Origin of the sequence: Bacillus sp. J41TS8, assembly GCF_018333035.1 — a bacterium.
GTDB lineage: Bacteria > Bacillota > Bacilli > Bacillales > Bacillaceae > Bacillus > Bacillus paralicheniformis.
Genome location: NZ_BORF01000003.1, coordinates 225078 through 250433, shown reverse-complemented (window position 1 = coordinate 250433; position 25356 = coordinate 225078). Strand labels below are relative to the sequence as shown.

25 protein-coding genes, 1 pseudogene and 1 other annotated feature are annotated in these 25356 nt (G+C 45.5%); of the genes and pseudogenes, 6 read left to right on the top strand and 20 right to left on the bottom strand.

The features are described 5' to 3' along the window. The first annotated feature begins 99 nt into the window (after positions 1-99). Positions 100-498 (top strand): helix-turn-helix domain-containing protein, encoded by a 399-nt coding sequence (locus tag KI350_RS06500; RefSeq protein WP_023856314.1) that lies wholly within the window; start codon positions 100-102, stop codon positions 496-498. 48 nt (positions 499-546) lie between these two features. Here the strand turns inward: KI350_RS06500 and KI350_RS06495 are convergent, their stop codons facing one another. The 4 genes from KI350_RS06495 to KI350_RS06480 are packed head-to-tail and all read right to left on the bottom strand — an operon-like array spanning position 547 to position 3986. Then, complete coding sequence (locus tag KI350_RS06495) at positions 547-1224, bottom strand: ABC transporter permease (protein WP_020452989.1); 678 nt, start codon at positions 1222-1224, stop codon at positions 547-549. A gap of 16 nt (positions 1225-1240) precedes the next feature. After that, positions 1241-2158, bottom strand: a complete 918-nt coding sequence (gene opuCC, locus KI350_RS06490; protein WP_020452990.1) for an osmoprotectant ABC transporter substrate-binding lipoprotein OpuCC — start codon at positions 2156-2158, stop codon at positions 1241-1243. Positions 2159-2171: 13 nt separating this feature from the next. Then, entirely contained in the window at positions 2172-2825 is a 654-nt protein-coding gene (locus KI350_RS06485) for an ABC transporter permease (RefSeq protein WP_035337716.1), read from the bottom strand. A 21-nt stretch (positions 2826-2846) separates the two neighbouring features. After that, entirely contained in the window at positions 2847-3986 is a 1140-nt protein-coding gene (locus KI350_RS06480; protein WP_020452992.1) for a betaine/proline/choline family ABC transporter ATP-binding protein, read from the bottom strand. A 257-nt stretch (positions 3987-4243) separates the two neighbouring features. Here KI350_RS06480 and KI350_RS06475 point away from each other — a divergent pair, with 257 nt between their 5' ends. Further along, entirely contained in the window at positions 4244-4783 is a 540-nt protein-coding gene (locus KI350_RS06475; RefSeq protein ID WP_020452993.1) for a GbsR/MarR family transcriptional regulator, read from the top strand. Between the two features lie 51 nt (positions 4784-4834). Here the strand turns inward: KI350_RS06475 and KI350_RS06470 are convergent, their stop codons facing one another. Continuing rightward, positions 4835-5467, bottom strand: a complete 633-nt coding sequence (locus tag KI350_RS06470; protein WP_020452994.1) for an NAAT family transporter — start codon at positions 5465-5467, stop codon at positions 4835-4837. Positions 5468-5627: 160 nt separating this feature from the next. Here KI350_RS06470 and KI350_RS06465 point away from each other — a divergent pair, with 160 nt between their 5' ends. Then, positions 5628-6407, top strand: a complete 780-nt coding sequence (locus tag KI350_RS06465; protein WP_026580124.1) for a zinc ribbon domain-containing protein — start codon at positions 5628-5630, stop codon at positions 6405-6407. Between the two features lie 42 nt (positions 6408-6449). Here the strand turns inward: KI350_RS06465 and KI350_RS06460 are convergent, their stop codons facing one another. Further along, positions 6450-8156 (bottom strand): zinc ribbon domain-containing protein, encoded by a 1707-nt coding sequence (locus KI350_RS06460; protein ID WP_236808609.1) that lies wholly within the window; start codon positions 8154-8156, stop codon positions 6450-6452. A 204-nt stretch (positions 8157-8360) separates the two neighbouring features. Further along, positions 8361-9308: an ABC transporter substrate-binding protein gene (locus KI350_RS06455; RefSeq protein WP_065644304.1), complete on the bottom strand. Its 948-nt coding sequence runs from the start codon at positions 9306-9308 to the stop codon at positions 8361-8363. A 149-nt stretch (positions 9309-9457) separates the two neighbouring features. Here KI350_RS06455 and KI350_RS06450 point away from each other — a divergent pair. Beyond that, positions 9458-9910, top strand: a pseudogene (locus KI350_RS06450) (methyl-accepting chemotaxis protein); the annotation flags it as partial. A 283-nt stretch (positions 9911-10193) separates the two neighbouring features. Here the strand turns inward: KI350_RS06450 and KI350_RS23505 are convergent. Further along, positions 10194-10367: a glycine zipper domain-containing protein gene (locus tag KI350_RS23505; RefSeq protein ID WP_023856319.1), complete on the bottom strand. Its 174-nt coding sequence runs from the start codon at positions 10365-10367 to the stop codon at positions 10194-10196. 189 nt (positions 10368-10556) lie between these two features. On the opposite strand from KI350_RS23505, the gene KI350_RS06445 reads away from it, so the two are divergent. Next, entirely contained in the window at positions 10557-10946 is a 390-nt protein-coding gene (locus KI350_RS06445) for a hypothetical protein (protein WP_020452999.1), read from the top strand. A 304-nt stretch (positions 10947-11250) separates the two neighbouring features. Here KI350_RS06445 and KI350_RS23365 read toward each other — a convergent pair whose 3' ends face one another. The 10 genes from KI350_RS23365 to KI350_RS06400 form a co-directional block, all read right to left on the bottom strand. Further along, a complete protein-coding gene (locus KI350_RS23365) occupies positions 11251-11331 on the bottom strand; it encodes a putative holin-like toxin (RefSeq protein WP_095292191.1) in 81 nt (26 codons plus the stop codon). Positions 11332-11528: 197 nt separating this feature from the next. Beyond that, positions 11529-12161: a type 1 glutamine amidotransferase family protein gene (locus tag KI350_RS06440; RefSeq protein ID WP_020453000.1), complete on the bottom strand. Its 633-nt coding sequence runs from the start codon at positions 12159-12161 to the stop codon at positions 11529-11531. Positions 12162-12297: 136 nt separating this feature from the next. Next, complete coding sequence (eno, locus tag KI350_RS06435) at positions 12298-13590, bottom strand: phosphopyruvate hydratase (protein WP_020453001.1); 1293 nt, start codon at positions 13588-13590, stop codon at positions 12298-12300. 22 nt (positions 13591-13612) lie between these two features. Beyond that, positions 13613-15148 (bottom strand): 2,3-bisphosphoglycerate-independent phosphoglycerate mutase, encoded by a 1536-nt coding sequence (gene gpmI, locus KI350_RS06430; RefSeq protein ID WP_020453002.1) that lies wholly within the window; start codon positions 15146-15148, stop codon positions 13613-13615. Next, on the bottom strand, positions 15141-15902 hold the full coding sequence (gene tpiA / locus KI350_RS06425; protein WP_020453003.1) for a triose-phosphate isomerase: 762 nt from the start codon (positions 15900-15902) through the stop codon (positions 15141-15143). The genes gpmI and tpiA overlap by 8 nt, the downstream gene beginning before the upstream one ends. A gap of 30 nt (positions 15903-15932) precedes the next feature. Continuing rightward, entirely contained in the window at positions 15933-17117 is a 1185-nt protein-coding gene (locus KI350_RS06420; RefSeq protein WP_020453004.1) for a phosphoglycerate kinase, read from the bottom strand. 174 nt (positions 17118-17291) lie between these two features. Further along, on the bottom strand, positions 17292-18299 hold the full coding sequence (gene gap, locus KI350_RS06415) for a type I glyceraldehyde-3-phosphate dehydrogenase (RefSeq protein ID WP_020453005.1): 1008 nt from the start codon (positions 18297-18299) through the stop codon (positions 17292-17294). Between the two features lie 33 nt (positions 18300-18332). After that, entirely contained in the window at positions 18333-19373 is a 1041-nt protein-coding gene (locus tag KI350_RS06410) for a sugar-binding transcriptional regulator (protein WP_065644303.1), read from the bottom strand. 503 nt (positions 19374-19876) lie between these two features. Beyond that, a complete protein-coding gene (locus KI350_RS06405) occupies positions 19877-20884 on the bottom strand; it encodes an LLM class flavin-dependent oxidoreductase (RefSeq protein WP_065644302.1) in 1008 nt (335 codons plus the stop codon). A gap of 139 nt (positions 20885-21023) precedes the next feature. Next, complete coding sequence (locus tag KI350_RS06400) at positions 21024-22391, bottom strand: amino acid permease (RefSeq protein ID WP_065644301.1); 1368 nt, start codon at positions 22389-22391, stop codon at positions 21024-21026. Between the two features lie 61 nt (positions 22392-22452). After that, positions 22453-22710, bottom strand: a binding site (T-box leader). Positions 22711-23023: 313 nt separating this feature from the next. Between KI350_RS06400 and KI350_RS06395 the strand changes: the two genes are divergently transcribed. Beyond that, a complete protein-coding gene (locus KI350_RS06395) occupies positions 23024-23497 on the top strand; it encodes a hypothetical protein (protein WP_065644300.1) in 474 nt (157 codons plus the stop codon). 152 nt (positions 23498-23649) lie between these two features. On the opposite strand, the gene KI350_RS06390 is transcribed toward KI350_RS06395, so the two are convergent. After that, on the bottom strand, positions 23650-24576 hold the full coding sequence (locus tag KI350_RS06390) for an ABC transporter ATP-binding protein (RefSeq protein WP_059230945.1): 927 nt from the start codon (positions 24574-24576) through the stop codon (positions 23650-23652). Continuing rightward, entirely contained in the window at positions 24576-25265 is a 690-nt protein-coding gene (locus KI350_RS06385) for an ABC transporter permease (RefSeq protein WP_059230947.1), read from the bottom strand. Before KI350_RS06385 ends, KI350_RS06390 begins: the two co-directional genes overlap by 1 nt. Between the last annotated feature and the right edge of the window lie 91 nt (positions 25266-25356).

Sequence of the window (25356 nt, the reverse complement as noted above, 5' to 3'; positions counted from 1 at the left end):
TTATGTTAACTTTTGTCAATATTTTTCCTGTCTAAGTATTTCCTTTAGTCAACATTTGTATTAAACTGTTTATATCATGAATTTGCGGGGGAGATGGCGATGACAATGTTCGGCGAACGACTCAAAGAGCTGAGGGAACAAAGAAGCCTGTCTGTTAATCAGCTTGCTATGTATGCCGGTGTGAGCGCCGCTGCCATTTCCAGAATCGAAAACGGCCACCGCGGCGTTCCAAAGCCCGCGACGATCAGAAAATTGGCCGATGCTCTGAAAATGCCGTACGAGCAGCTCATGGATATTGCCGGTTATATGAGGGCTGACGAGATTCGCGAACAACCGCGCGGCTATGTCACGATGCAGGACATCGCGGCCAAGCATGGCGTCGAAGATCTGTGGCTGTTTGAGCCCGGAAAATGGGACTGCTTGTCCCGCGAAGACCTGCTCAACCTCGAACAGTACTTTCATTTTTTGGTCAATGAAGCGAAAAAACGCCAATCATAAAAAGCCGAATTTCTCTTTAGCAGAAATTCGGCTTTTTTCGGCTGCCATTTAAGCGGCATCCGGATTCGGCGTCTTGCCTTTATGATGCTTAACGGGGCTCAGCGCACGTTCAAGCCATCCCATGAACAGATCGGCGATGATCGCCATCAGTGCCGTCGGGATCGCGCCTGCCAGAATGATCGCTGTTCCGTTGGTCGCGTTTGACCCCCTGACAATGATGTCCCCGAGGCCGCCAGCGCCGACAAACGTGCCGATGGCCGTGATGCCGATCGCGATGACGAGCGCGGTTCTGAGCCCTGCCATAATGACCGACAAAGCGAGCGGAAGCTCCACCATCCGGAGCACTTGAAATTTCGTCATGCCCATCGCCTTCCCTGATTCAAGGTAGGCGTGCTCAATGCTGACGATTCCCGTATATGTGTTTCGAATAATCGGCAAAAGCGAATACAAAAACAATGATAGAATCACCGTGTTGGCGCCGAGTCCCATGACTAGCATCAAGACGGCGAGCATCGCAAGCGCCGGAATCGTTTGAATGACATTGGTGATGGAAAAGACCCATTTGCTGATCTTCCGGTATCTGGCGATGAAAATACCAACAGGGATGCCGACGACGGCGGCGAATAATACGCCGTATGCCGACATTAAAAAGTGTCGGTAAAATTCCCCCAGCACATAGCTCCCGTTTTGCGCATAATACGTCCAAAGCTGCTGCAGCACTTCCATTTGTCAGCCCCTCCTTTTACTCAAAATAATTGTGCTTCTTTAAAAATTCGGCCGCGACGACAGAAGGCTCTTTCAGTTTTCCATCAACTTCGTAATTGAGCTCCTGCATCGTTTCGGTATCGATTTTTCCGATCAGTTTATTGATGGTCTCTTTAAGCTCTGGATGTTCCTTCAGCACTTTTTCCGGCACGACCGGCGAACAGTCATACGGCGGGAAAAAGCGTTTATCGTCTTTTAACAGCTTTAAATCATAGGCTTTGATCCTGCCGTCCGTTGAATAGGCAAGAACGATATCCATTTTGCCGTTTTTGACGGCGTCATAAACGAGTCCGATCTGCATTGGAAAGGTCGAGCCGAATGAAAATCCGTATTCCTGTTTAAATCCCGGATATCCGTCGCCTTTTCGTTTCAGCCAGGCATTGTCAACGCCAAGCTTCAGTTTATCCGCGTCTTTTTTCAGATCGGATATGGTTTCATAGTTCCCTTTTTCAGCGAGTTCTTTCGTGACTGTAAAAGCGTACGTATTGTCAAATCCGTAAGAATCAAACCATTTGTAGTTGAATTTCTTTTTAAAGTCCTGCTGTACGATGTGAAGCGCTTTTTCCGGGTCTTTCTCCGCTTCCCTTCCTAGCGTACTTGTCAGATCGGTTCCCGAATAGCGCGTCGCTGAAATGTCGATGTCTCCGCCGAGCATGGCCTGGTGCTGCACATAGTTTGAGCCGAGGTTTTTGACAAGCACCGTATTGAGATCTGTATCATGCTCGATCAAAAGCGAGATCATATTGGCAAGAATTTCGGATTCGGTCAGGTTTTGCGCCCCGATTTTGATCGTTTTATCGGAAGCCCCGCCAAGACCCGGCAGCGCACAGCCGCTGATCAAAAGCGAGAAGACCAGCATGACGGCGCCGAGCCGTCTCAATTTTTTTGTTTGCATAAGAGCCAACTCCTTATGATACTTCCTTCATCCCTTTTAATCCTTGGGGCGTGACTTTGTCTTCGGTTTTCGACAGCATATAGTCGATCACAATGGCCAGTATCGTAACCGGCACCGCTCCGGCGATAATGTACTCAGGCTGGTACAGGTTGAGCCCGATAAAAATATAGTCGCCGAGTCCACCGCCGCCGATAAAAGCCGCGAGCGTCGCCCAGCCGATTAAGTAAACGGTGGAAGTCCGGATGCCTGCCATGATCACCGGCACCGACAGCGGCAGTTCGATCAGGCGGATTTGTTCCCATGCAGTCATACCGATTCCCTTTCCTGATTCAAGCAAATTTCGATTGACGCCTTTTACGCCCGTGTAAGTGTTTCTCAGAATCGGTAGGACTGAATAGAAAAACAGCGCGACAATCGCCGGAATCTTTCCCACTCCGAGGAGCGGAATAAAAAACGCCAGAATCGCCAAACTCGGCAGCGTTTGAATGATATTAACAATTCCAATCACGACGCCGGCCCCTTTTTTCATTCTCGTTAAAACGACACCGAGCGGAACCGCGATAATGATGCCGAGCAGCACCGCAAAAATGGATATATATAAGTGCTCCCATGTTTTATAAAGCATTTCCCCGCCGTTGTTCTGGAGAAATTGGACGATCTGATTCATGATTGATGCACCTCCCTACATTTAACGTTGGACAAGGGTTTCTTCATCTCCCCAAATCGAGTCGTACACGATGTCGACAAGGTTTGCCCTTGTGACAATTCCGACAAGGCGCCCTTCTTCATCAAGAACGGGAACATATTTGAATCCTCTTTTCAAAATTTTTCGGACGGTATCTCTGATGAGCGTGCCTTTTTGAACGGAGTAGACATTCTCATTGACAACCTCTCCGACCGTGACGGCTTTTTTCCGGTATTGATCGATGATTTCAACATCGATATATCCTTTTAAGACATTGCGTTCGTCCACAACAAGCAGTGAATCGACGCGGCGCTCCCTCATCACTTGAATCGCTTCAGTCAGGTTTTTTTCACTCGTAATCGTGACCGGATTCGGATTCATCACTTGTTCGACATGCTCGATGTCAGGACGGGACTGAAGAAGCCGTTCTTTTCCGATGAACTCCTCAACGAATTCATCAGCCGGATTCCGCAAAATGTCGTCAGGCGTTCCGACTTGAACAATCTCGCCGGCACGAAGAATCACAATTCTGTCGGCAAGCTTGATCGCTTCATCCATATCGTGGGTCACAAAGACAATCGTTTTGTCCAGCGATTTCTGCAGCTTTTTGAACTCTTCCTGAAGCGAATCACGGGTGATCGGGTCCAGCGCTCCGAACGGTTCATCCATTAAAATGAGGGGCGGCTCTGCCGCAAGCGCCCGCAGCACGCCGATTCTCTGCTGCTGTCCGCCGCTTAGTTCATGAGGATAGCGGTTCAAATATTCCGGCCCCATATCAACGAGCTGAAGCAGTTCCTCCGCCCGCTTCTTCCGTTTTTCTTCCGGCCATTTCAAAAGCCTTGGAACAAGCGTGATATTCTGCTGAATCGTCATATGGGGAAAGAGTCCGATTTGCTGAATGACATAGCCGATTTTCCGGCGCAGCTCCACCGGGTCCTGATCCATTATGTTTTCTCCGTCGATGTAAATGCTTCCTGAAGTCGGTTCAATTAAACGGTTGATCATTTTCATCGTCGTTGTCTTCCCGCAGCCGCTCGGTCCGATAAAGACGATAAATTCACCTTTTGCTATATCAAGATCAATGTTCTTGACCGCTTTTTTTCCGCCTTTATAAACCTTCGATACATTTTCTAGCTTCAGCAAAACGCACACCTCCATCTGTTTTTTAAAAATTTCAACATCTCATTTATTATAAAATACACTTTGTAAAATAAAAAGTTTACAAAGTGTTTAAATTATATATATAAGACATAAAAATATATGTTAACGGCATCAATCTGCTGGTTATTCTTAAAATTACGGCCGATTTCTTTATTTTCCTGCCGTTTTAGTGTTTTCAACCGCTAGCAAAATTATGATATATTGACAATAAAATTGGCTGCCCGAAGGGATGATGTGCTTTGGAGGAAAACGCTTTAAAGGCGATTAAACAAGCGGAAGAACATTTCATAGAAAAAATCGCGGAAAACATGAATACGTACGGTATATCATCAACTGTCGGCCGCGTGCTCGGGATTATCTATATGAACAGAAAGCCGATGACTTTAAATGAACTGTCAGAAGAAACGGGCATGAGCAAAACGAGAATGAGCCAGGTCGTCCGCGAAATGCTCGATTTAAATATAGCCGAAAAAGTTTTTGAAAAAGGCGTCCGCAAAGATTTGTACGATGTCGAACAAGATTATTACCAAACGTTTATTTCATTGTTTACGGCCAACTGGAGCAAAGTCGTCAAAAAGAACAGGATGATCGGGAAGAAAATCAGAAAAGAGCTGTTGGAAGCCCTTGAGGAAGAAGGCCTTTCACCCGAAACCGAAGCTAAAATCAATGAGCTGCTGGCAGAAACAAAACAATGGATCGATTACTGCGAGTGGCTTGACAATCTGATCGCGTTTTTAGAAAGCGAAGAAATCTTCAAGCATGTGCCGAAACCTTCATAAATTGAAAAAAAGCTGCAAAGAATAAAGCAGCTTTTTTTGCTTTTTCTCCAATCATCCCGACAAAACCGGAAACATCCCTTTTAAGCCCGTGCCGATCATGCCGACCGCCACGACCGCCAAAATCAAGCCCATCAGCCGGGTGATCACATTCATTTCCGTCTGCCCCAATTTGTTGCTGATCAGCGTCGAATAATGAAAAGCCGCAAACGTCAGCAGGAGGACGGCGGCGATGCCGATGATCATACCGCCAAAATGAACCAGGCTGCGGCTGCCGGCCGAAAGGCTCATCACCGTTGCAATCGTTCCGGGCCCCGAAATGATCGGAATGCTGAGCGGCGTCACCGAGATATCCTCTTTTTCCTTGCTCTCGCGGTGCTCATCATGATGGAGCGACTGAACATGAGACTGCTTCGCATTCAGCAGATTGTAGGCAATTCCGAAAATAAAAATACCGCCGGCAACTCGCAACGCATGGATGTTGATGTCAAAAAGCCTGAAGATGAACTCTCCGAATATGAGAAACGCGATCAGAATCAGAAACGATAAAATTGCTGCCTTTCTCGCCAATGCGGTGCGTTCTTTTGCTTCATAGCCTTCTGTGAGCGCCAAAAAGATCGGCACATTGCCTATCGGATTTGTGACGGCGAACAATGATACAAAAACATGGATGATAAAAGCAAACACGGTTTACCACTCCTTTCTCAGTAAAAAAATATGGGTAATCGATTTTTACCTCCGACGTTGGCCGCTTAAACTTTCAAAAAACAATGTCATCTTGCGGCACTTTCCTTTATAATAATTTTTTATAGGATAAAATAACTATTTCAAAGGAGATTTTATTTTTATGACATGTTCAAAGTGCGGCCATCAAACAGATGGCGGAAAATTTTGTGAGCAGTGCGGGGCAAGCTTGGCAGGCGGCAGTGCTGACAGCAAGGCTCCCGCTGAAACGCCGCAGGCAGCGAGGTACACGGAGGCGGCGAAACAAGCGTCTTCCATGTATTTTTCCTTTTGTTTAAAGGTATTGAAACGACCGTATACCGAAATGAAAAACGCGGGGGAACAGCACGTCCTCAACAGCATCATCACAATGGTGATCTTTGCGCTTACAGTGCCGCTGATGTTTTACTTCGGCCTCAAAGGCTTTTTTGACTCTCTGGGGGACTATTCCGGATTATTCGGCCGATCCTACGCAATGCCGACATTTTTTGATATCGTCGTCAAGCCCGCTTTTACCTTTGCTATTTATATTTTCTTATTATTTGTTTTTACATACGCAGGTGTGCGCATTCGAGGTGTGCAAGCGACATTTAAGGAAGTGCTCGGACGGTTTGGAACGGTGCTTGTTCCTTTCGTCGCACTTCTGCTCGCCGCATTGCTCTTATCATTCATGCAAACGGGTTTGTTTGTATACATTCTTTTCTTTGCCCTTTGCGGTATCGCCTTTTTAATTCCGCCGGCTGTCATCTTGAGCTACCACGAAAAAGCGGCAGGCGCTGTTGATACGATTTACGCGACGCTGATCGTCTATTTGCTGACATTTATGTCTGTGCGGATCATGGGAGATTTGTTTCTTGAATATTTCGGAAGGATCGGAGGCTCTATATTAGGGCGGCTGTTTTAGTGAAGTAAAAAGCCTTTTTCCTCAAAGGAAAAAGGCTTTTTTTTATTCTATTGACGTCAAGAGCAATTGTCCGTTCTCGATGGAGGCATGATATGTCCAATGGTACGTTTTTAACTGTTTTTTTCCGCCTTTAATGATATTGATTTTCTCCGTTGTCTTAATCGTTGCCTCCCGCCCGTTTTGCTTCCAGCTGTTTACGCTGAAATCTGCAACTTCTTCCTGCGTCCCGCTGCTGTGCAGTTTAGTGACAAGTTTCTTTTGATCGTTGTACAGCGGACTTCCTTCTTTCAAGCTGTCGCGGACAAGGCCGAAATTGTTTGTGTTGATGGCGCCTTGAAGACTGTATAAATACGTTTCAATGGCGGAAGCAACCTTTTGATCAGTGAGCTCTTCATCTGCTGATGCATTGTTCACAGCTCCTTTTGCCGAAGCCCATGCCGATGTGTATTCCTTCGGATTGTCATTTTTGATTTCTTTTTGATGTTCGATATTGATAACGGCTTCAGGATCGCTTTTTTCGACGAACCACTTTTTCTTGCTTTCTGAATAGACCAGTGTGTACGTATAGCCGTTATCGTTTTCTTCCAGTTCAGGGGCACTGTAGTCGTCATAATAAGCCGATTTATGCTTTTCAATCCCTTTAACCTCTGTTTTCCATTGCCCGTCTTCTTTGTACAGCCGAAACGAATCAAGATCAAATACGGTAGATAAGTAGGTGCCTTTATAGTAGGTGCTGCTGCTTTTCAGCCCGTCCGTGACCTCTTTCAGGCTAGTTTGATAAGACGTCGCGGCCAGTGTCATGCCGCTGACATCGCCGCTTGCAAAGGCCTTTGCTGCTTCTTTTGTATGACTGACGACCGTGGTCATCATCTCATCCATAAATTCCTTGTCTGAAGCAAGATTGACTTCGATTTCCCCGCTTTCAATCGGCGCTTTTTCGCTTTTCAGCTTCCCCCACGGAAATTGCGCCTCAACCGCAGCAGTCATTGAACCGTCAGTCAGCACGGGTCCGAATTCAGTTCCTTTGAACGGGTTGATCTTCATCTCCTGATCATTGATCCAGAGCGTTCCTTTCAAGTTTTCATAGCCTTCTCCAAAGACGAGCTTTGCCATGTGCCCGTCAAGGTCCGCATTAACCTTCACATCACCTTGGAGGGCAGTGACCTTTTCCGCTTTTTCAAGGTCGGCGATTCCGCTTTTCAGCTTTGCCTTCACCTCGTAAATACCGGGAACAAACGGGCCGATTTTTTTCTCGAAGTTTTCTTTTTCTGTTGTGATGACCTTCTCACCGTTAACAAACAGGCCGGTATCTTTATAGTTTGTCTTAACCGTTAAATAGACAGGCACCGTGTTCAAGACATAGTGGTCATAGATCCAAAAACGTCTGCCCTTTTTTTCGATCGTCATCAATGGATGGCCGGCACCGCTCTTTAAGGATGAGATCAGCTCTTTTTCTTCATCCGGATGTTCTTTCAAATAATCGAGGAGCGGCTTGACGTTTTTCTCCGTGACAGCCAGATCCACGTCTGATGATTGAAGCAGTTTTGCTGCTTTCTTGGCATCTTTCTGATCGAGGGCAGCTTCAAAATCGGAAATCAGTTTTTCCTTTGAAGTGAGTGCTTCACCGGTTTTATAGCCGGCAAACAATAAAATCAAGCAGGCCGCGATTGCTGCCATGATGATGATTCTTTTTCGTGTCATCGCACGCTGATACCCTGCCGCCGGATCGGAAGCTCGTTCCTCGTCCACCCGCGCGCCGCAATGCTTGCAATACAGCGCATTTTTTGTTCGTTCCCTTCCACATTCCTTGCAAAAAATTCATGACTTTCCTCCTATCAAACTTAAACCTCTTTAGTCATTTTATACTATATTTATCGTAAGAAGGGAGTTAATCTTAAGGCAGCATCAAAAAAAGCCAAACGAATGCGCTGATCCGTTTGACTTTTTTTTTCATTATTTTAAAAAGTATTTTTCGATATCATCAAGCATCAGATTCGCTGCAAGGACGCCCCCGGCTGTATTCCAGACGGCATCGCTCACTTTATGGACGTTTCCTTTTTTGGAGACGCTTAAATTTTTAAAGAGCGGATCGTTGACATAGTCTTTCTCAATGGCGCTTGCTTTGTCATTGCCTGTCTCATACGTGTAATAAAAAAGCACGTCTCCATCCATATCAGGAATTTGCTCCTTTGTCACTTCCATTTGTCCGAGATCGTTGGCTTCCTGGCCTTTAGGCCTTGCAAAACCGAGCTGATCCAAAATCGTTCCGGCAAACGATCCCTTGTGATAGATGCGGGTATCGGCATCTGTAAAGCGGACGAGAGAGACTTTTTGCTTCACTTTATCGCCGAGCTTTTCATGAATGTCTTCAACACGCTTGTCAAAGTCAGCGATGACTTTTTCGCCTTCTGCTTTTTTATTGAGCGCCTCGGCTGTCAGCTTAAAGTTGTCTTTCCATTCCCCTGACAATGTCTCGGCAAATACGGTCGGCGCGATGGCTTTCAGCTTGTCGTATACTTCTTCTTGGCGGATTTTGTTGCCGATGATGAGGTCAGGGTTCAGGCTCGCGATTTTTTCAATATTCGGCGCAGCTTCCGTTCCGACGTTCTCTACGCCTTTCATTTTATCTTTAATATGATCATACCATGGATCTCCCAGCCAGGATTGAACGGCGCCGATAGGTTTAACACCCAGGGCGAGCACTGCTTCTGTCGCTTCATTCGTCAGCACAACGACTTTTTTCGGAGTGCCGTCAATTGTCGCTGTTCCCATTGCGTGCTTTACAGTATAGGAATCTTTGCTGTCGTTCTTCTCCGCAGCTTGTTCTTTCTCTTGATTTCCACAGGCGGCTAATAAAAGGAAAAGCGCAGCGAACAGCGCAAACCATTTAAAACGTTTCATGATATGCTGTATCCCCTTTTCTCAAATGATTTTCATTATCAATTAGATTATATAATGAAACAACCCAAAGTCAATATGAAATTCCTATAAATCTGCTTTGGATGATGCTGAAGACCGTTTTTAAGCTGTTATACAGGTGGGATTATCCAGTGGAAGCGGCGAGAGCTGGTGAATCAGGAAAAGGGTTCGCCGTCGTGGCTGAGGAAGTCCGCAAGCTTGCCGAGGAAACAAAAAATGCTTCGACTGATATTTCAGCTACCATCCACTCAATACAAGACGGGATAACCCATTCAGTCGAATCGATGAAAGACAGCCAGCAAGCTGCACATACAGGCATCGAAAAAGTCAAACAAACGGGGCAGTCCTTTACAAGCATCCATCAATCTATCCATGATGTGACAGCAAATATTCAGCTTACCAAAGATGATATCCAAGCTGTTGAAGAACATACAAAACAAATGCGCGATATCGTCAAACAAGTGCACGATTATTCAGTGAACACAAGCGAAAACCTAAACAATTCATCCGCTTTAACAGAGGAGCAGTCATCGATTACGGCAGAAATCGCCAAAGCATCAGAAGACCTGGCGGTTATAGCGTAGGACCTTCAAGAAAAGATTTCTCAGTTTAAAATGTAGAGCAATTAAATAACACCCTCGCTTAAAAGACGCAAGGGTGTTATTTTTATTTTGAAGATAAGTAAAAAAATCATAAAGTGATACATAATGTCCAACACATTTAAGTCCATTGAATGTAGTATGTATGATTTATTTTTTATGCTTTGTCAAAAAAATAACCAAATAGAACATTTAACAGTACTCTCATCTTGACAGCCAAATAGTTAGAATCCTGTACGTGGCATAGATGTTTAATTAAAAGATCACTCTATTTATTGTTTATCTTTTTGTATCGAATATAAAAAGAAAGATCTATTAACGATCCAAGCATTATTCCTATAGAAAGACCATACGATAAAATATTAAAAACGACTCCAAGGAAAAGCCCTAAACAAAAACCGATTACAAGAAATACCGCGCCATCCCCTTTATAATGTTTCAAATTAAACAGCTCCTTAAATGTATAAGTTAATTATAGCATATTCTCCCAAAAATTCTTTTAATACCATGAAACTCCATTCAACTATTTTTTCTTAATAAAACAATAGTTTTTTAGTTCAAACACTAAGATAATTATTCCGCTTTTACTTTTGAATACTTATAGTGTATATTTTCAAGTGGAGGGATTTAAATGAAAAATTTGGCTTTATCCATTCTCTATCTTTTAGGATTTGTGATGTTAAGCAGCTGGTCGGCTTCATTTGGAGAAATGTTCGGAGTCAATGTTTCAGCTATACCTCAGTTTATTTTAGCGATGCTGTTCACACTTATCATAGGAGGCTATACGGGTCTTCCTTTAATTTATATCAAATTCAAAAGATCTGAAACGTTGTTTTTCACGAATCAAAAGGTCTTCCTCATCACCTTAGGATTGGGTGTGCTGCTTTCCTGCGCGGCTTACAGCCTTCAGCAAACGCTCTCTTCCATTGCGATTGCACTGCTGTCGATCATTGGTTTTTTGATCATTGGCATTAGCGGTTTTCTTCCCGCCTGGCTTCTGAAACCTGTGAAAAGTCTGTGATAACGGGTGGGCTTTTTCTTAGGCTGAAGGGTTGTTGGAGCCCAAGGTTATAAACAGTGCTAGACAAAATGGGGCAGAAAATACCTTTCCGATTCATAAAAACAACAATTTGCTATCACCATTTACAAATTAATGAAAATTCCTTATGATATAGATGTAATCTCAGAAAGCATGTTGTATATATTAAGAAGACCGAAGTGCTCCAACACTTCGGCTTGTACAAAAAGCCGGCCCTTCGAAGGGGCTTGCTCAGATTGATCTAAAATAGACCACTCCCTATCACTTTCCAGGCTCAAGGGGCGGTCTATTTTTCTTTGTTCTTTGACAACATGGCAATCAGCATGCCAAAAGCAATCATTAAAGAGATTGTTTCATATGCTGTCACTTTTATCACCCCCTTTCAGAAGGGGATGAGCAAGACTTCCCTTGAGTGAGCAAAGCTTTTTATACGAGGTAGATTATACCATACCAAGCAGAGTGTTAAATAAAATAAAAAACCCTTTTCCCTCATGAAATTTGCTTATCTACCGAAAAAAATGCTCCTCCAGCGTCTAAAGCATCGTTCTCCTCATGGTCTTTGAGCTACTTATTGATCGAGTTCATTAACGTGAAGAAATATTCAGGTTGGCCGGTCTTATTGAGCTGATACCATGAATCCAATGTATCCGGTGCAAACACGTCTAATTTTTTCAGCACTTCCCTCGCGAATTCAAGAGGAGCCGTTCCTGATGCAGTAACCAGATTCTCATCAGATACCGCTGGGTCCATCTCATAAAATGGTTCTCCTTTATAATGGGGACAGACCATTTTCATATATGCCAGGTCATTGCTTGTATGCTTTCTTGAATTCAAGTATCCGTTATTCGCCAGTCCCGCAGTTGCGCCGCAAATTGCGGCAACCATCGCGCCAAGCTCTAAAGCTTCGCCGGCCTTTTTTAAGATCGGCTGATGAATCTCTTCTCCCCAAGTATTCCCTCCGGGTAAAATTAAAAGATCCGTACTCTCAAGCGTCCACTCATCAAGTGAGATATCCGGTTTGATGCGCAGCCCTCCCATCGTCGTCACCATTTCTTTAGTCACTCCTATTGTCATGACTTTTAAAGGTGCTGCATCTTTTTTGAAATATCTTCCCGAGTTCAGTTCGGCCATTAAATATCCATATTCCCAATCCGACATTGTAGGAAATGCATAAAGATAAACTGTTTTCGACTGCATCCATAACACTCCAATCTCAATTGATACAGCCTATTATAGTCAAAAACCCTGACAGCTCTTGTCAGGGTAAAGAAAAAATTTAGCTTTCACACAAAAAAGAGCTTGGCCGCATCAGCAGCCAAGCTTTTTTTTATGCTTACTTATTCAAGTTGTAGAAAGATTGAATACCGTGGTATTGAGCAGTTTCAGCCAACTGATCTTCGATGCGAAGAAGCTGGTTGTATTTCGCAACACGGTCCGTACGGGACGGAGCACCTGTTTTGATTTGTCCTGCGTTTGTTGCCACAGCGATGTCAGCGATTGTGCTGTCTTCAGTTTCACCAGAACGGTGAGAGATAACAGCAGTGTAGCCTGCGCGTTTCGCCATTTCGATCGCATCGAATGTTTCAGTCAATGTACCGATTTGGTTTACTTTGATCAGGATAGAGTTGCCGACGCCGTTTTTGATGCCTTCAGCAAGTTTTTTCGTGTTTGTAACGAAAAGGTCATCACCGACAAGCTGAACTTTTGAGCCAAGACGCTCAGTCAGAAGTTTGTGGCCTTCCCAGTCGTTTTCGTCAAGTCCGTCTTCGATAGAGATGATTGGGTATTTAGAAACCATTTCTTCGTACCAGTCAACCATTTCAGCAGATGTTTTCACAACGCCTTCGCCGGACAGATGGTATTTGCCGTCTTCTTTGTTGTAGAACTCAGAAGATGCAGCATCCATAGCCAATTTCACTTCTTCGCCAGGTTTGAAGCCGGCTTTTTCAATCGCTTCAACGATTGTTTGAAGCGCTTCTTCGTTAGAACCAAGGTTTGGAGCGAATCCGCCTTCATCACCTACAGCAGTGTTCATTCCTTTAGCAGAAAGAACTGATTTCAAGCTGTGGAAAATTTGTGCTCCCATGCGAAGTGCTTCGCGGAAGTTTTCCGCACCGACAGGCATGATCATGAATTCTTGAATGTCAACGTTGTTGTCCGCATGCTCTCCGCCGTTTACGATGTTCATCATCGGTACTGGGAGAGTTTTAGAGTTGAATCCTCCAAGGTATTGGTATAGAGGAATCTGTAAGAAATCCGCAGCTGCGCGGGCAACGGCCATTGATACGCCAAGGATGGCGTTGGCGCCGAGCTTGCCTTTATTTTCAGTTCCGTCAAGTTCGATCAGCAATTTGTCGATTGATACTTGCTCTGTCACATCAAAGCCGATAAGCTCAGGTGCGATGATTTCGTTTACGTTGTTAACGGCTGTTAAAACTCCTTTTCCAAGGTAGCGGTCTTTGTCGCCGTCGCGAAGCTCAACAGCTTCGTATTCACCAGTGGAAGCTCCGCTTGGAACAAGCGCGCGTCCAAAAGCTCCTGATTCAGTGTATACTTCAACTTCAACCGTCGGGTTACCGCGGGAGTCTAATACTTCACGTGCATAAACATCAACAATGTATGGCATGTTTGTTTCTCTCCTTTAAAGCTTATTTTTGAATTAATGACGATCCTGTCATTTCTTTCGGTTTTTCAACACCCAGCAAGTCTAAAAGAGTTGGCGCCAGATCCCCGAGGATTCCGCCTTCTCTTAATGTCACGCCTTCTTTTGTGACGATGACAGGAACCGGATTTGTCGTATGTGCGGTGTGCGGCTTGCCTTCTTCAGTAATCAGCACGTCTGCGTTACCGTGGTCGGCCGTAATAATCGCGTGGCCGCCTTTTGCAAGAATCGCATCAACGACTTCGCCGAGGCACTCGTCAACCGCTTCGATTGCTTTGACCGTCGGCTCGACTTTTCCTGAATGTCCGACCATGTCAGGGTTGGCAAAGTTGAGGATGATCGCGTTATGGTTTTCAGCCTCAATTTCTTTGACAAGCGCATCTTTTACTTCATATGCGCTCATTTCAGGTTTCAAGTCGTATGTTGCAACTTTAGGCGAGTCGATTAAGATTCGCTCTTCGCCAGGGAATTTCTCTTCGCGTCCGCCGCTCATAAAGAACGTAACGTGCGGATATTTTTCAGTTTCAGCGATGCGAAGCTGCTTCAACCCGTTTTGGGATAAAACTTCGCCGACTGTGTTGTCGAGATTGACCGGTTTGAATGCCACGTATCCGTCAACCGTTTCACTGAAATGTGTCAAGCAGACGAAATGAAGGTTTTTCGGATGCTTGTCTCCGCGGTCGAAATCGCGGAAGTCATCATTGGTGAACGTGTTGGAAATCTGGATCGCCCGGTCAGGTCTGAAGTTGTAGAAAATGACCGCATCGTTGTCCTTGATTGTCGCAACAGGCTCGCCGTTTTCTTTCGTGATGACGGAAGGAATGACGAATTCATCGTAAATTCCGTTTTCATAAGAATCTTTCACGACATCGAGCGGATTTTCATATTTCGGTCCTTCTCCGTATGCCATGGCGCGGTACGCTTTTTCGACGCGGTCCCAGCGCTTGTCTCGGTCCATTGAATAATAGCGGCCTGACAATGTTGCGATCTCGCCGACGCCGATTTCTTCGATTTGCTCCTGAAGCTCTTTGATGTACTTCTCAGCTGTTTGCGGGCCTACATCGCGGCCGTCAAGGAAGCCGTGAATATAGACGTTTTCAACGCCTTCTTTTTTCGCAAGCTTCAAGAGTGCGTACAAATGTTGAATGTGGCTGTGTACTCCGCCGTCAGACAGCAGTCCGAACAAGTGGAGGTTTGTGCCTTTTTCTTTGACGTGTTTCATCGCGTCTAAAAACGTTTCGTTCCGCTCAAATTCGCCTTCACGGATTGCGACGTTGACGCGCGTCAGGCTTTGATAGACGATCCGTCCGGCGCCAATGTTCAAGTGGCCGACTTCAGAGTTTCCCATTTGTCCTTCGGGAAGTCCGACCGCTTCGCCTGAAGCTGTCAGCGTCTGATGCGGATACTTGTTCCAATAGCGGTCAAAGTTCGGTTTCTTCGCTTGGGCTACGGCGTTTCCGACTGTTTCGTCCCTTAGTCCAAACCCATCCAAAATGATGAGTGCGGCCAATTTATTACTCATATTGACCTGCCTCCAGTAATTGCACGAAAGACTGCGGCTCAAGGCTTGCTCCGCCGACAAGAGCGCCGTCGATATCGGATTCGGCCATATATTCTTTAATGTTCGCAGGTTTTACGCTTCCACCGTACTGAATGCGGACGCTGTCTGCTGCAGCTTGTCCGAATTCTGATGCAACGGTTTTGCGGATGTGCGCGCATACTTCGTTTGCATCTTGTGCAGTTGAAGATTTGCCGGTTCCAATCGCCCAGATCGGCTCATAAGCGATCACGGAAGCAGCTACCTGTTCAGTTGTTAAACCTGCAAGTGCTTTTTTCACTTGGTCTGCAACAAGCTCGTTTGTTTTGTTTGCTTCGCGCTCTTCAAGCGTTTCACCTACGCAGATGATCGGCACGATGCCATATTTGAATGCAGCATGCGCTTTTTTGTTGACCGTTTCATCCGTTTCAGCAAACATTTCGCGGCGCTCGGAGTGGCCGATGACGCAGTATTCAACTCCGAGGTCTTTCAAAGCCGCAGGGCTGATTTCACCCGTGAAAGCACCGCTTTCTTCAAAGTGCATGTTTTGCGCGCCGACTTTCAGATCTGTACCTTTAACAGCTGATGCAAGCTTTTCAAGGAACAGTGCAGGCGCACAGACAACAGCTTCTGCTTTATCTGCTGCGGGAATGGAAGATTTCACTTCTTCAACGAAGCTGACAGCTTCTGAAAGCACTTTATTCATCTTCCAGTTACCGGCTATAATTGGTTTTCTCATATGCTCCACTCCTTATGCTGTATATTTTGCTTACTTGTCGTTCAATGCTTTGACGCCAGGAAGTTCTTTTCCTTCCATAAACTCAAGGGAAGCTCCGCCGCCTGTTGAAATGTGGCTCATTTTGTCAGCAAGGCCGAACTTTTCTACAGCAGCTGCAGAGTCTCCGCCGCCGATGACAGAGTATGTATCTTTTGCCTCTGCTAAAGCTTCAGCGACAGCTTTTGTTCCTTTAGCGAACGCATCGAGTTCGAATACACCCATCGGTCCGTTCCAAACAACAAGCTTGCTGTTTTTAATGACGTCAGCATATGTTTTTCTTGTTTCCTCCCCGATGTCAAGGGCTTCCCAGTCGCTAGGGATTTCGCTGACCGGCACGACTTTCGTGTTGGCGTCGTTTGAGAAATCGTCAGCAACAAGCACGTCTGTAGGCATGTAGAAGTTCACGCCTTTTTCTTTGGCGCGGTCCATGAAAGATTTAGCCAATTCAATTTTATCTTCTTCAAGCAGGGATTTTCCTACTTCATGGCCCAGCGCTTTAACGAACGTGTAAGCAAGACCGCCGCCGATGATCAGGTTGTCTACTTTCTCAAGAAGACTTTCGATCACGCCGATTTTGTCTTTTACTTTTGCGCCGCCGATGATCGCTGTAAACGGACGTTCAGGGTTAGACAGTGCTTTGCCCAGCACTTCAAGCTCTTTTTCCATGAGGAAGCCTGCAACAGCAGGAAGGTGTTCAGCGATACCTGCTGTTGAAGCATGGGCACGGTGAGCCGCTCCGAATGCGTCATTGACATAAACGTCAGCCAGGTCGGCAAACGCTTTAGACAGCTCAGGATCATTCTTTTCCTCTCCCGGATAGAAGCGGACATTTTCCAATACGAGAATATCTCCGTCTTTCATTTCGGAAATTTGCGCTTTTACGGCGTCGCCGTAAGCTTCATCCGCTTTTTTCACTTCTTTGCCGATCAGTTCGCCGAGGCGTGCGGCTACCGGCGTTAAGCGAAGCTCTTCTGAAACCTGGCCTTTCGGACGGCCCAAGTGGCTTGCAAGAAGAACTTTCGCTCCCTGCTCTGTTAAGTATTGAATCGTCGGAAGTGCGGCGCGGATTCTCGTATCATCCGTCACTTTTCCGTCCTTCATCGGAACGTTAAAGTCAACACGGCAGAAAACAACACGGCCTTTTACATCAATGTCTTTTACTGATTTTTTGTTCATGGCTTTTAGGAGATCCTCCTTTTAATGTTTTACAAGCCTGAAAACGGAAATCCCCGGGCGGCTTAATTGGCGCCGATATGGAAAAAGGGAAAGGGAGTGTGTGTCCCCTTCCCTTGTCCGCTTTCATTATAGCGCTTCTCTCATCAAGAACCAAGTCTGATTCTGGTTTCCGGATTAAAGACCTTGTTTTGCGATGTAAGCGGCAAGGTCAACTACACGGTGAGAATATCCGCTTTCGTTGTCATACCAAGAAATAACTTTAACCATGCTGCCTTCCATAACCATTGTAGAAAGAGCATCGATTGTAGAAGAGTTTGCATTGCCGTTGTAGTCTTTAGAAACAAGCGGCTCTTCGCTGTAGCCAAGAACGCCTTGAAGTTCGCCTTCTGCTGCTTCTTTAAACGCTGCGTTTACTTCTTCTGCTGTTACTTCTTTGTCAAGTTCAGCAACCAGGTCAACAAGTGATACGTTTGGTGTTGGAACACGCATTGCTCCGCCGTTCAGTTTTCCTTTCAATTCAGGAAGTACAAGAGAAACGGCTTTCGCTGCACCAGTTGTTGTAGGAATGATGCTTTCAGCTGCCGCACGCGCACGACGGTAGTCTTTGTGCGGAAGATCCAGGATTTGCTGATCGTTTGTGTAAGAGTGAACAGTTGTCATCATACCGCGTTTGATGCCGAATTTGTCGTTCAGAACTTTTGCAAACGGCGCAAGGCAGTTTGTTGTGCAAGATGCGTTAGAGATTACATCGTGGTTAGCCGCATCGTATTTATCTTCGTTAACACCCATAACGATTGTAATATCTTCTTCACTCGCAGGAGCTGAAATGATAACTTTTTTCGCGCCGGCTTCCAAATGTTTCGCCGCGTCTGCGCGTTTTGTGAAGAAACCAGTAGATTCAACTACGATTTCAACGCCTTGTTTGCCCCAGCTAAGTTTAGAAGGATCGCGCTCTGCTGTAACTTGGATTGTTTGACCGTTAACAACTAGGTTGTTTCCGTCAACAGAAACCTCTGCGTCCAATTTTCCGTGTACTGAATCATATTGTAATAGGTGAGCAAGCATGTTAGCGTCTGTCAAATCGTTAACTGCTACAACCTCAACTTCAGGATTATTTAATGCTGCGCGGAATACATTGCGTCCAATACGACCAAAACCATTAATACCGACTTTTACTGCCATGATGATTTCCTCCTTTAAGTAAATAAGAGATATTTAATTTATATTGAGGGAAGAAGCTTCCCTTAATAACTGTTTCGCGGCTCCTTCATCAGTGATCAAAACCGTGTTGCGCGGCTTTTTGAAGTACGCCTCTATCGCGTCCGCTTTTGACGAGCCTCCCGCCACCGCAATGATGTTCGGGATTGAATCAAGATCTTCGAGCTGGATGCCTACGCTGTGCACTTTGTGAATGACTTCTCCGTGGCGGTCGAAATAGTAGCCGAACGCTTCTGCAACTGCCTCATTTTCTTCTATTTTCTTCAAATCTTCCTTCGGTGTATTTCTTCGTTCTGCCATTGTTTTAGCATCCCCGATTCCATGGATCACCATACTGGACGATTGAATTGTCTGAAGCACTTCTTTAATAGAAGGTTCCTCAATGATAGAAGAATATGCTTCTTTGCTCAGCTGACCCGGCACAAATAACAGCCTGTATGTACCGGAAGCTTTCTCGGCCATATGGGCGCAAATCGTATTGGCCTGATTCCTGACGTTTTCGCCGAGCCCGCCTCTTGCCGGAACAAAAAGCAGCTTGCGGTTTTTCGAGTCAGGCGTCATCATTTCTGCCACGGCCTCAAGCGTCGTACCTCCGGTTACGGCGACGATATTTTCCCCCGTAAACCTGCTTTTCATGCATGCGACGGCCGCTCTCCCCATCTCTTTTTTGACCCATGGGGACTGGTCGCTGTCTCCCGATACAATGATGACTTCGTCGAGATTCAACCTCTCTTTTAATGTATTTTCCAAATGGGTTAAACCTAAAACGTCCTTCATCGTATCTTCGAGAACTTTCAGCAGGTTGGATCCTTCAAGTGTCAATATCATGCCGGTTGTTTTAATCTCTAGTAGGTTTTGTTCTTTTAAAAACTGAACCTCCGCCCTTAAAATCCGCTCGCTGATGCCGAGGCTGGCGGCAAGGCTTCTTCTGCCGATCGGTTCAGTCAGCCTTATGTACTGCAAAATTTTGTACCTTTTCTGCATGACATCGAGAAGATCCGGCAATAATTTTTTTTGAGCCTGTATTAGTTGATTCATGCCAAAATGTTCCTTTCATCTCGTCCTGGACAGATAATGTCCCATAGTGACTGAAAACGTCCCACCTCAGCCAAAAAAAATTGCTCCTGCTTACATTCCTTATTGTAACAGGGTTAAAATGTTTATTCAACTGTTAAGAATCAATTCATCGACAAGATTCGCGCGAATGTTCACACATCTGTTTTAATTATTGTCCCTGTTGATTTCTATACTATACATATTTCATGAAAACGTGCCTCAATGAAAAAACCCTTTTCTTAAAAACGGTTATCTGATGAACGCCATTACGTATTACGGCCCGGAAATATTTAAAATGATGGGCTTCGAACAAAATGAATCTGGCTGTCGAACGTTCTGGGACGTATGAATGGGGTGTAGGCGGATGCTCGCGTACAGGATGATGCCGTCCCTCATCTACGTCTATTTTCAAAAATAAATATATTGCTAAAGTACTCATAAAAAAAGCAACGGGCGGTTTTTCCGTTCCGTTGCTTTTGTGCCGTTTAGCCGTTTTTCCAGACATCTGCAATGATTTCAAACGAGCGAAGTCTGTCAGCATGGTCAAACGTTTCTGAATTGATCATGATCTCGTCCGCCTGAGTCGTACGGATGAATTCTTCAAGCTTTTCTTTCACACTGTCCGGGCCGCCGATGATCGTTGAGCTGAGCTGCTCATTTACCATCGCTTTTTCACGCGGCGTCCAAATCTGATCCATATCATCTACAGGCGGCTTAAGCTGTGTCGGGGCCCCGCGGACAAGGTCTAAAAACTTCTGATAATGCGATGTTGCAAGGCGCTGCGCTTGCGCGTCCGCATCGGCTGCGATCACGGTCACCCCGACCATCGCATAAGGCTCCTCCAAGACGCCCGGCTTAAACGAACTGCGGTACAGTTCCAAGGCAGGCAGCGTATTGGCCGGCGAAAAATGAGCCGCAAATGCAAACGGCAAACCGAGTTCCCCGGCAAGCCGGGCGCTGAATCCGCTTGAACCGAGAAGCCAAATCGGCACATCAAGCCCTTCGCCCGGTATGGCGCGCACGTGATTTCTTACATTGCCGGACGGCTTAAAATACTGGCGGAGTTCTTCAAGCTGCTCGGGAAAATCCTCCCCGCTGCTTATATTTCTTCTTAATGCGCGGGCGGTTAATTGATCCGTACCCGGAGCGCGCCCCAGTCCTAAATCGATTCTGCCTGGATAAAGGGATTCAAGCGTTCCGAACTGTTCGGCGATGACAAGCGGGGAATGGTTCGGCAGCATAATCCCTCCCGAACCGATGCGCATCTTCTTAGTGCCCCCGGCGATATAGCCGATCAAAACAGAGGTGGCCGAACTCGCAACGCCTTCGATATTATGGTGCTCAGCCAGCCAGAACCTGTGGTATCCCCATTTTTCGGCATGCTGCGCCAAATCCATAGATTGTTTAAAAGATTGTCCCGCATTTCCGCCTTGTACGATAGGAGACAGATTTAATACGGAATACTTCGTATTTTTGAAATGCTGTTCTGACATCGTTTTTCCTTCTTCCTGAAGTGTAGTGGTTATGTAATTAGACGATAACATAATCGTTCCGGTGAATAAAAGAAATTAGTTCGAAAAAAATCGAACTAATGTGTTAAAAGCTTGCCTCCCTGCGGAGGCAAGCCTTTTTTTAAGAAGCGGCCGTTTGGCCGGCTGTCTGGTTCCTTCCTTTAAAGAAATAAGCAGCGCTAATGAGCAAATAGATTCCCGCCGTCACCAGTGTAATGACAATCGACGTGGTCAGGATGACACCGATCAGTATCGCTGTCAGCGAAATGATTGCCACCCAAGTCGTATAAGGGAACCATTTGACATAGTAGCCGTTCCCCGCTGTTTGATTCCGTTTCCTCGATTTTAAATGGGCGGCGGCAATCAGCATCCAGATTACAAGGACGGTATAGCCGAGAGACCCCATCAAATATTCAAACGTTTGGCTGCCGGCAAACAGTGAAAACAATACACCCAAGTATAAGAAAGAAGTACATAATAGAATCGAATAAACCGGCACCTTTCTCACGGAAAGTCTCGAAAAGATTTTCGGCATTCTTCCGTCTGACGCCTGTGTATACAAAATTCGTGAGGCGCCGTAAAGCCCTGAGTTCATCGAAGAAATGACCGCCAGTAAAATGACCGCATTCATCAAATGATCCGCTCCGGGAATGCCGATCATCTTAAAGACCATGACAAAAGGACTCTCCGACACTCCGTTGACTTGATTCCATGGAATCAAGCTGACGATCACGAAAAACGGCAGAAGATAAAAAGCAATAATTCGAGTCAACGTTCCACGCACGGCTTTAGGCACGACCTTCTCAGGGTTTTTGGTTTCCGCCAGTGTCACCCCGATAATTTCGGTTCCGCCGTAGGAATAGATCACAACAAGCATGGCTGTAATCAGCCCTCCGGCGCCATTCGGGAAGAAGCCGCCATGGTCTGTCAAATGAGTAAAACCGACAGCTGAGTGTTGTCCAAAAGAGAAAAATAACAAGATAAATCCGGATATAATAAAGACGACAATCACTGTGATTTTAATAAGGGCAAGCCAGTATTCCGTCTCGGCGAAGCTTTTGACAGAAAGCAAATTCACGCTCGTAATGACGAGTGAAACAAACAGCGCCAGCACCCAGATCGGCAGCCCCGGCAGCCAGTACTGCAAAAATATCGCGGCGACAACAGCCTCTGCCGCAATATTGAGAACCCACATTTTCCAGTATATCCAGTCCAAAAAATAAGCGGCATACGGCCCTAATATTGATTGAACGAGATCCCTGAATGTTCTGGCTTCACTGTTTCGGACAGCCATCTCGGCGAGCCCCTGCATGATAAACAGCAAAATTATGCCGCCGATCATGTAGGCGATCATGACCGAAGGCCCCGCCAAATCGATCGCTTTGCTGCTTCCTTTAAATAATCCTGCTCCAATGGCTCCGCCCAATGCCATCATCATAATATGCCGCGATGTCATCGTGCGCTCGAGCTTCTGCATGTCTTTCTCCATCTATGTTCACTTCCTCTATTAAAATAAAAAAAGCTCACCGTCTCCCTCTTCGATTTGAAGATAAAGAGACGATGAGCTTTGAAGCTTACCGCGGTACCACTCTTTTTGATTCTATGCCAAGAATCCAGCTTTTGAGAAGCACAGCCGTGCTGTGCAAACCTGTTAACGAAGGTTAATCGTAGTGTCCTCAGGAATTGATGTCCGTCCTTTAGCCAGTCCACTCCCGGGCGAGTTCAAAGGTTCATTGGTCTGCGTCGCACCTACCCGCAGCTCTCTTTGCCAATGCCGATCTTTTACTGCTCCCGTTCATTGTGTTTCTTCTGCCTGAAATATATTCATATAATATACGTGCCGATCTTGACTTTGTCAACATCAAATCCACTGCCAAAAAATAAAAATTAAAATTTTTCTCTCTTTTTAAGGAAAATTGCCTTTTCTATTGGAAAATACAAGGGAAGATATGCACAACTTTCATGGTGATGGAGCATTCTCCATAAGAGGAAAAATGTAAAATCGGCGAATATCCCCCGAAAAAAATAGTTAAATTGAAATATTATTCAAACTTTACAAAATATTTTAACGATGATAGAGTGTGAACCGAATCATCACATCAGCTAAAGGAGGAAGAGAACGTGAAAAAACTTTCGTTTATGGTGATCTTGTCCGTATTGACGCTCGTCTTTGGTTCATCGTCCGTAAGCTTTGCGAAAGACATTCCTGAAGACAGGTATACAACACCTACAGATGCTGAATTTAGCCAGATGAAAGAGATTTTAAACGACGCTGATATCGAAACCGGCAATTTGCAAAAGGATTACGGTGTGATTGTCAATGATCCCGCTGAAAAAGTCGGCGTCATATCAGACATCCCCGCCGAAAAGGATGACTGGAGCCATGTCAGCTTCCATTCCTACTATGTCGACCTCAACAGCAACACTCTTATCGCTGATGTTCAATTTGAATTCACACAAAACGATGACGGCACTTCGGAAACCGAGTACAAAAACGTAACAAACGGAGGCAGGTATTTCGTCAAAATGGACCAAGACGGAAATGTCATTGATGAAGATGCGACCGGCGACATGTCGATTTTGGGGAAATACTAGAAACCGAGCGCCCCTTATGGAAAACGCCTTTATTCAAAGGCGTTTTTTGTTCGGGTTTTTAATAGATCTATCCATTGACGCCATTCGCATCCGCAAGATTAAAGGCATGATGCCCGAACAAACCCGGGCTCATGCCTATCAAAGTCTTTCTGTCAAGAAACAACGCGTTCCTCTGAGCTGTCCATAAAGATGTCTTCAAGCGACGGTTCATCGACATGAATTCTGTAGATTCCCACTTTGCAGTTCGTTAATACTCTGACGATGGCGGGAATTTTTTCTTCTGAATTGACGGTGATCGAAATCTCATGGTGCTTGAATTGAACGTTTTCACCAGCTGACTCAAGAAAACGGTCGATCAGGCCGAAATGCTGCTCGGGAATATTCGAGTGACGAATGTGAACGCTTATGTTCGACATGAAATGCCTTCTTAATTCATCGAGCGTGCCTTCCATTAAAATGCGGCCGTTTTTCATAATCGCGATTCGGGTGCAGATTTTCTCGATTTCATGCAGGTTGTGTGACGTCATAAATACCGTCTTACCTTCTTTTTGCAAATCTATGATCAGCTTTTGAATGTGCAGAGCCGATTCGGCATCGACACCTGATGTCGGTTCATCCAAAAAGATGAGCTCGGGATCGTGGATGATCGCCTGGGCGATGCCGAGCTTTTTTTTCATACCGAATGAATAGGTGCCCGCTTTTTTTTCAGTATGCTCGGTAAACCCCACTCTCTCTAAGACTTCTTCGCACCGCTCAGTCGATACGGCTTGTCCGTTCAGCTTTGCAAAATACTTCAAATGCCCGACTGCTGTCATTGAATCATAGAGAGTCAAATAATCGGGCAAAACGCCGATGCGATGCTTGACGTTTTCAATCGAAGCGTCATTTAACAGCAGAAAACTGCCGGCAGTCGGCTGAGTAATGCCTGTAATCATATTCATGAACGTAGATTTCCCCGCACCGTTGCGGCCGAGGAATCCGTAAATCTCTCCTTTTTCGACTTGGAGGTCGACATGGTTGACGACGGTTTTGGCTCCGTAGCTTTTCATCAGCCCTTTTGCCTCGATCACCACATTCATTATAAATCTCTCCTTTTAAACAAAACGATCGCGCCGCACAGAACGATGGCGGCGTAGACAAAGTTGATGAAAATAAAAGAACCGCCCAATACGGAGTAATAGTACGGCGTTACATATTTAAACCAGGTGATCATGCCGTTCTCTGAATAAACAGCCCATAAACTGACCGCAGGAAAGACGAGTGCAAACACGATTCCGAAAAACATGGACATGGCGGGCCTTGAAATCACGATCGAAAATAAAAGGTTCAAAGAGATTGCAGCTGTAAGAAAAGCCATGCTGTCTGCATAACTCATCCATAAAAACTCTTTTGAGACGATCATCCCCAATGTATATGAAACGAGCATGCAGAAAAACCAAAACAGCCAGACGCCCAAAAATTTCCCCAGAATGATCTTGATCCGCGACGTTTTCGTCACAAGAAATCTGACCGTCCGGGCATGGACTTCGCGGTTGATCATGTCATGGGAAAGTCCAGCGATAAACAGGAAACCGAGAGCAAAAACGATAACGGCTGTTCCGATTGCGTTTGCATCGCTTCCTAAATCCAATTCGCGCACGAAGTCCGCAGGCGCCTGTTCGATCAATCCCGCAGTCTTATAGCTCACCCAAAACATAATAATAATGACAATCATCGACTTGATGCTTTTAAAAAGACTGATAAATTCATTCAGACATACCGCCCGCATACGAGTCACTCCTTCACTATTCTCCATTATAGTGAGTGAACATTATCGGGAAATAATCTTATCCTTAACATTACCTTAAATTTTAATAGAC

What these genes read in the sequence shown, in the direction of transcription:
- KI350_RS06500 (WP_023856314.1), top strand. Translation starts at nt 100, where the DNA reads ATGACAATGTTCGGCGAACGACTCAAAGAGCTGAGGGAACAAAGAAGC.
- KI350_RS06495 (WP_020452989.1), bottom strand. Translation starts at nt 1,224, where the DNA reads ATGGAAGTGCTGCAGCAGCTTTGGACGTATTATGCGCAAAACGGGAGC.
- opuCC (WP_020452990.1), bottom strand. Translation starts at nt 2,158, where the DNA reads ATGCAAACAAAAAAATTGAGACGGCTCGGCGCCGTCATGCTGGTCTTC.
- KI350_RS06485 (WP_035337716.1), bottom strand. Translation starts at nt 2,825, where the DNA reads ATGAATCAGATCGTCCAATTTCTCCAGAACAACGGCGGGGAAATGCTT.
- KI350_RS06465 (WP_026580124.1), top strand. Translation starts at nt 5,628, where the DNA reads ATGACATGTTCAAAGTGCGGCCATCAAACAGATGGCGGAAAATTTTGT.
- KI350_RS06455 (WP_065644304.1), bottom strand. Translation starts at nt 9,308, where the DNA reads ATGAAACGTTTTAAATGGTTTGCGCTGTTCGCTGCGCTTTTCCTTTTA.
- KI350_RS06445 (WP_020452999.1), top strand. Translation starts at nt 10,557, where the DNA reads ATGAAAAATTTGGCTTTATCCATTCTCTATCTTTTAGGATTTGTGATG.
- KI350_RS06440 (WP_020453000.1), bottom strand. Translation starts at nt 12,161, where the DNA reads ATGCAGTCGAAAACAGTTTATCTTTATGCATTTCCTACAATGTCGGAT.
- eno (WP_020453001.1), bottom strand. Translation starts at nt 13,590, where the DNA reads ATGCCATACATTGTTGATGTTTATGCACGTGAAGTATTAGACTCCCGC.
- gpmI (WP_020453002.1), bottom strand. Translation starts at nt 15,148, where the DNA reads ATGAGTAATAAATTGGCCGCACTCATCATTTTGGATGGGTTTGGACTA.
- tpiA (WP_020453003.1), bottom strand. Translation starts at nt 15,902, where the DNA reads ATGAGAAAACCAATTATAGCCGGTAACTGGAAGATGAATAAAGTGCTT.
- KI350_RS06420 (WP_020453004.1), bottom strand. Translation starts at nt 17,117, where the DNA reads ATGAACAAAAAATCAGTAAAAGACATTGATGTAAAAGGCCGTGTTGTT.
- gap (WP_020453005.1), bottom strand. Translation starts at nt 18,299, where the DNA reads ATGGCAGTAAAAGTCGGTATTAATGGTTTTGGTCGTATTGGACGCAAT.
- KI350_RS06410 (WP_065644303.1), bottom strand. Translation starts at nt 19,373, where the DNA reads ATGAATCAACTAATACAGGCTCAAAAAAAATTATTGCCGGATCTTCTC.
- KI350_RS06405 (WP_065644302.1), bottom strand. Translation starts at nt 20,884, where the DNA reads ATGTCAGAACAGCATTTCAAAAATACGAAGTATTCCGTATTAAATCTG.
- KI350_RS06400 (WP_065644301.1), bottom strand. Translation starts at nt 22,391, where the DNA reads ATGGAGAAAGACATGCAGAAGCTCGAGCGCACGATGACATCGCGGCAT.
- KI350_RS06390 (WP_059230945.1), bottom strand. Translation starts at nt 24,576, where the DNA reads ATGAATGTGGTGATCGAGGCAAAAGGGCTGATGAAAAGCTACGGAGCC.
- KI350_RS06385 (WP_059230947.1), bottom strand. Translation starts at nt 25,265, where the DNA reads ATGCGGGCGGTATGTCTGAATGAATTTATCAGTCTTTTTAAAAGCATC.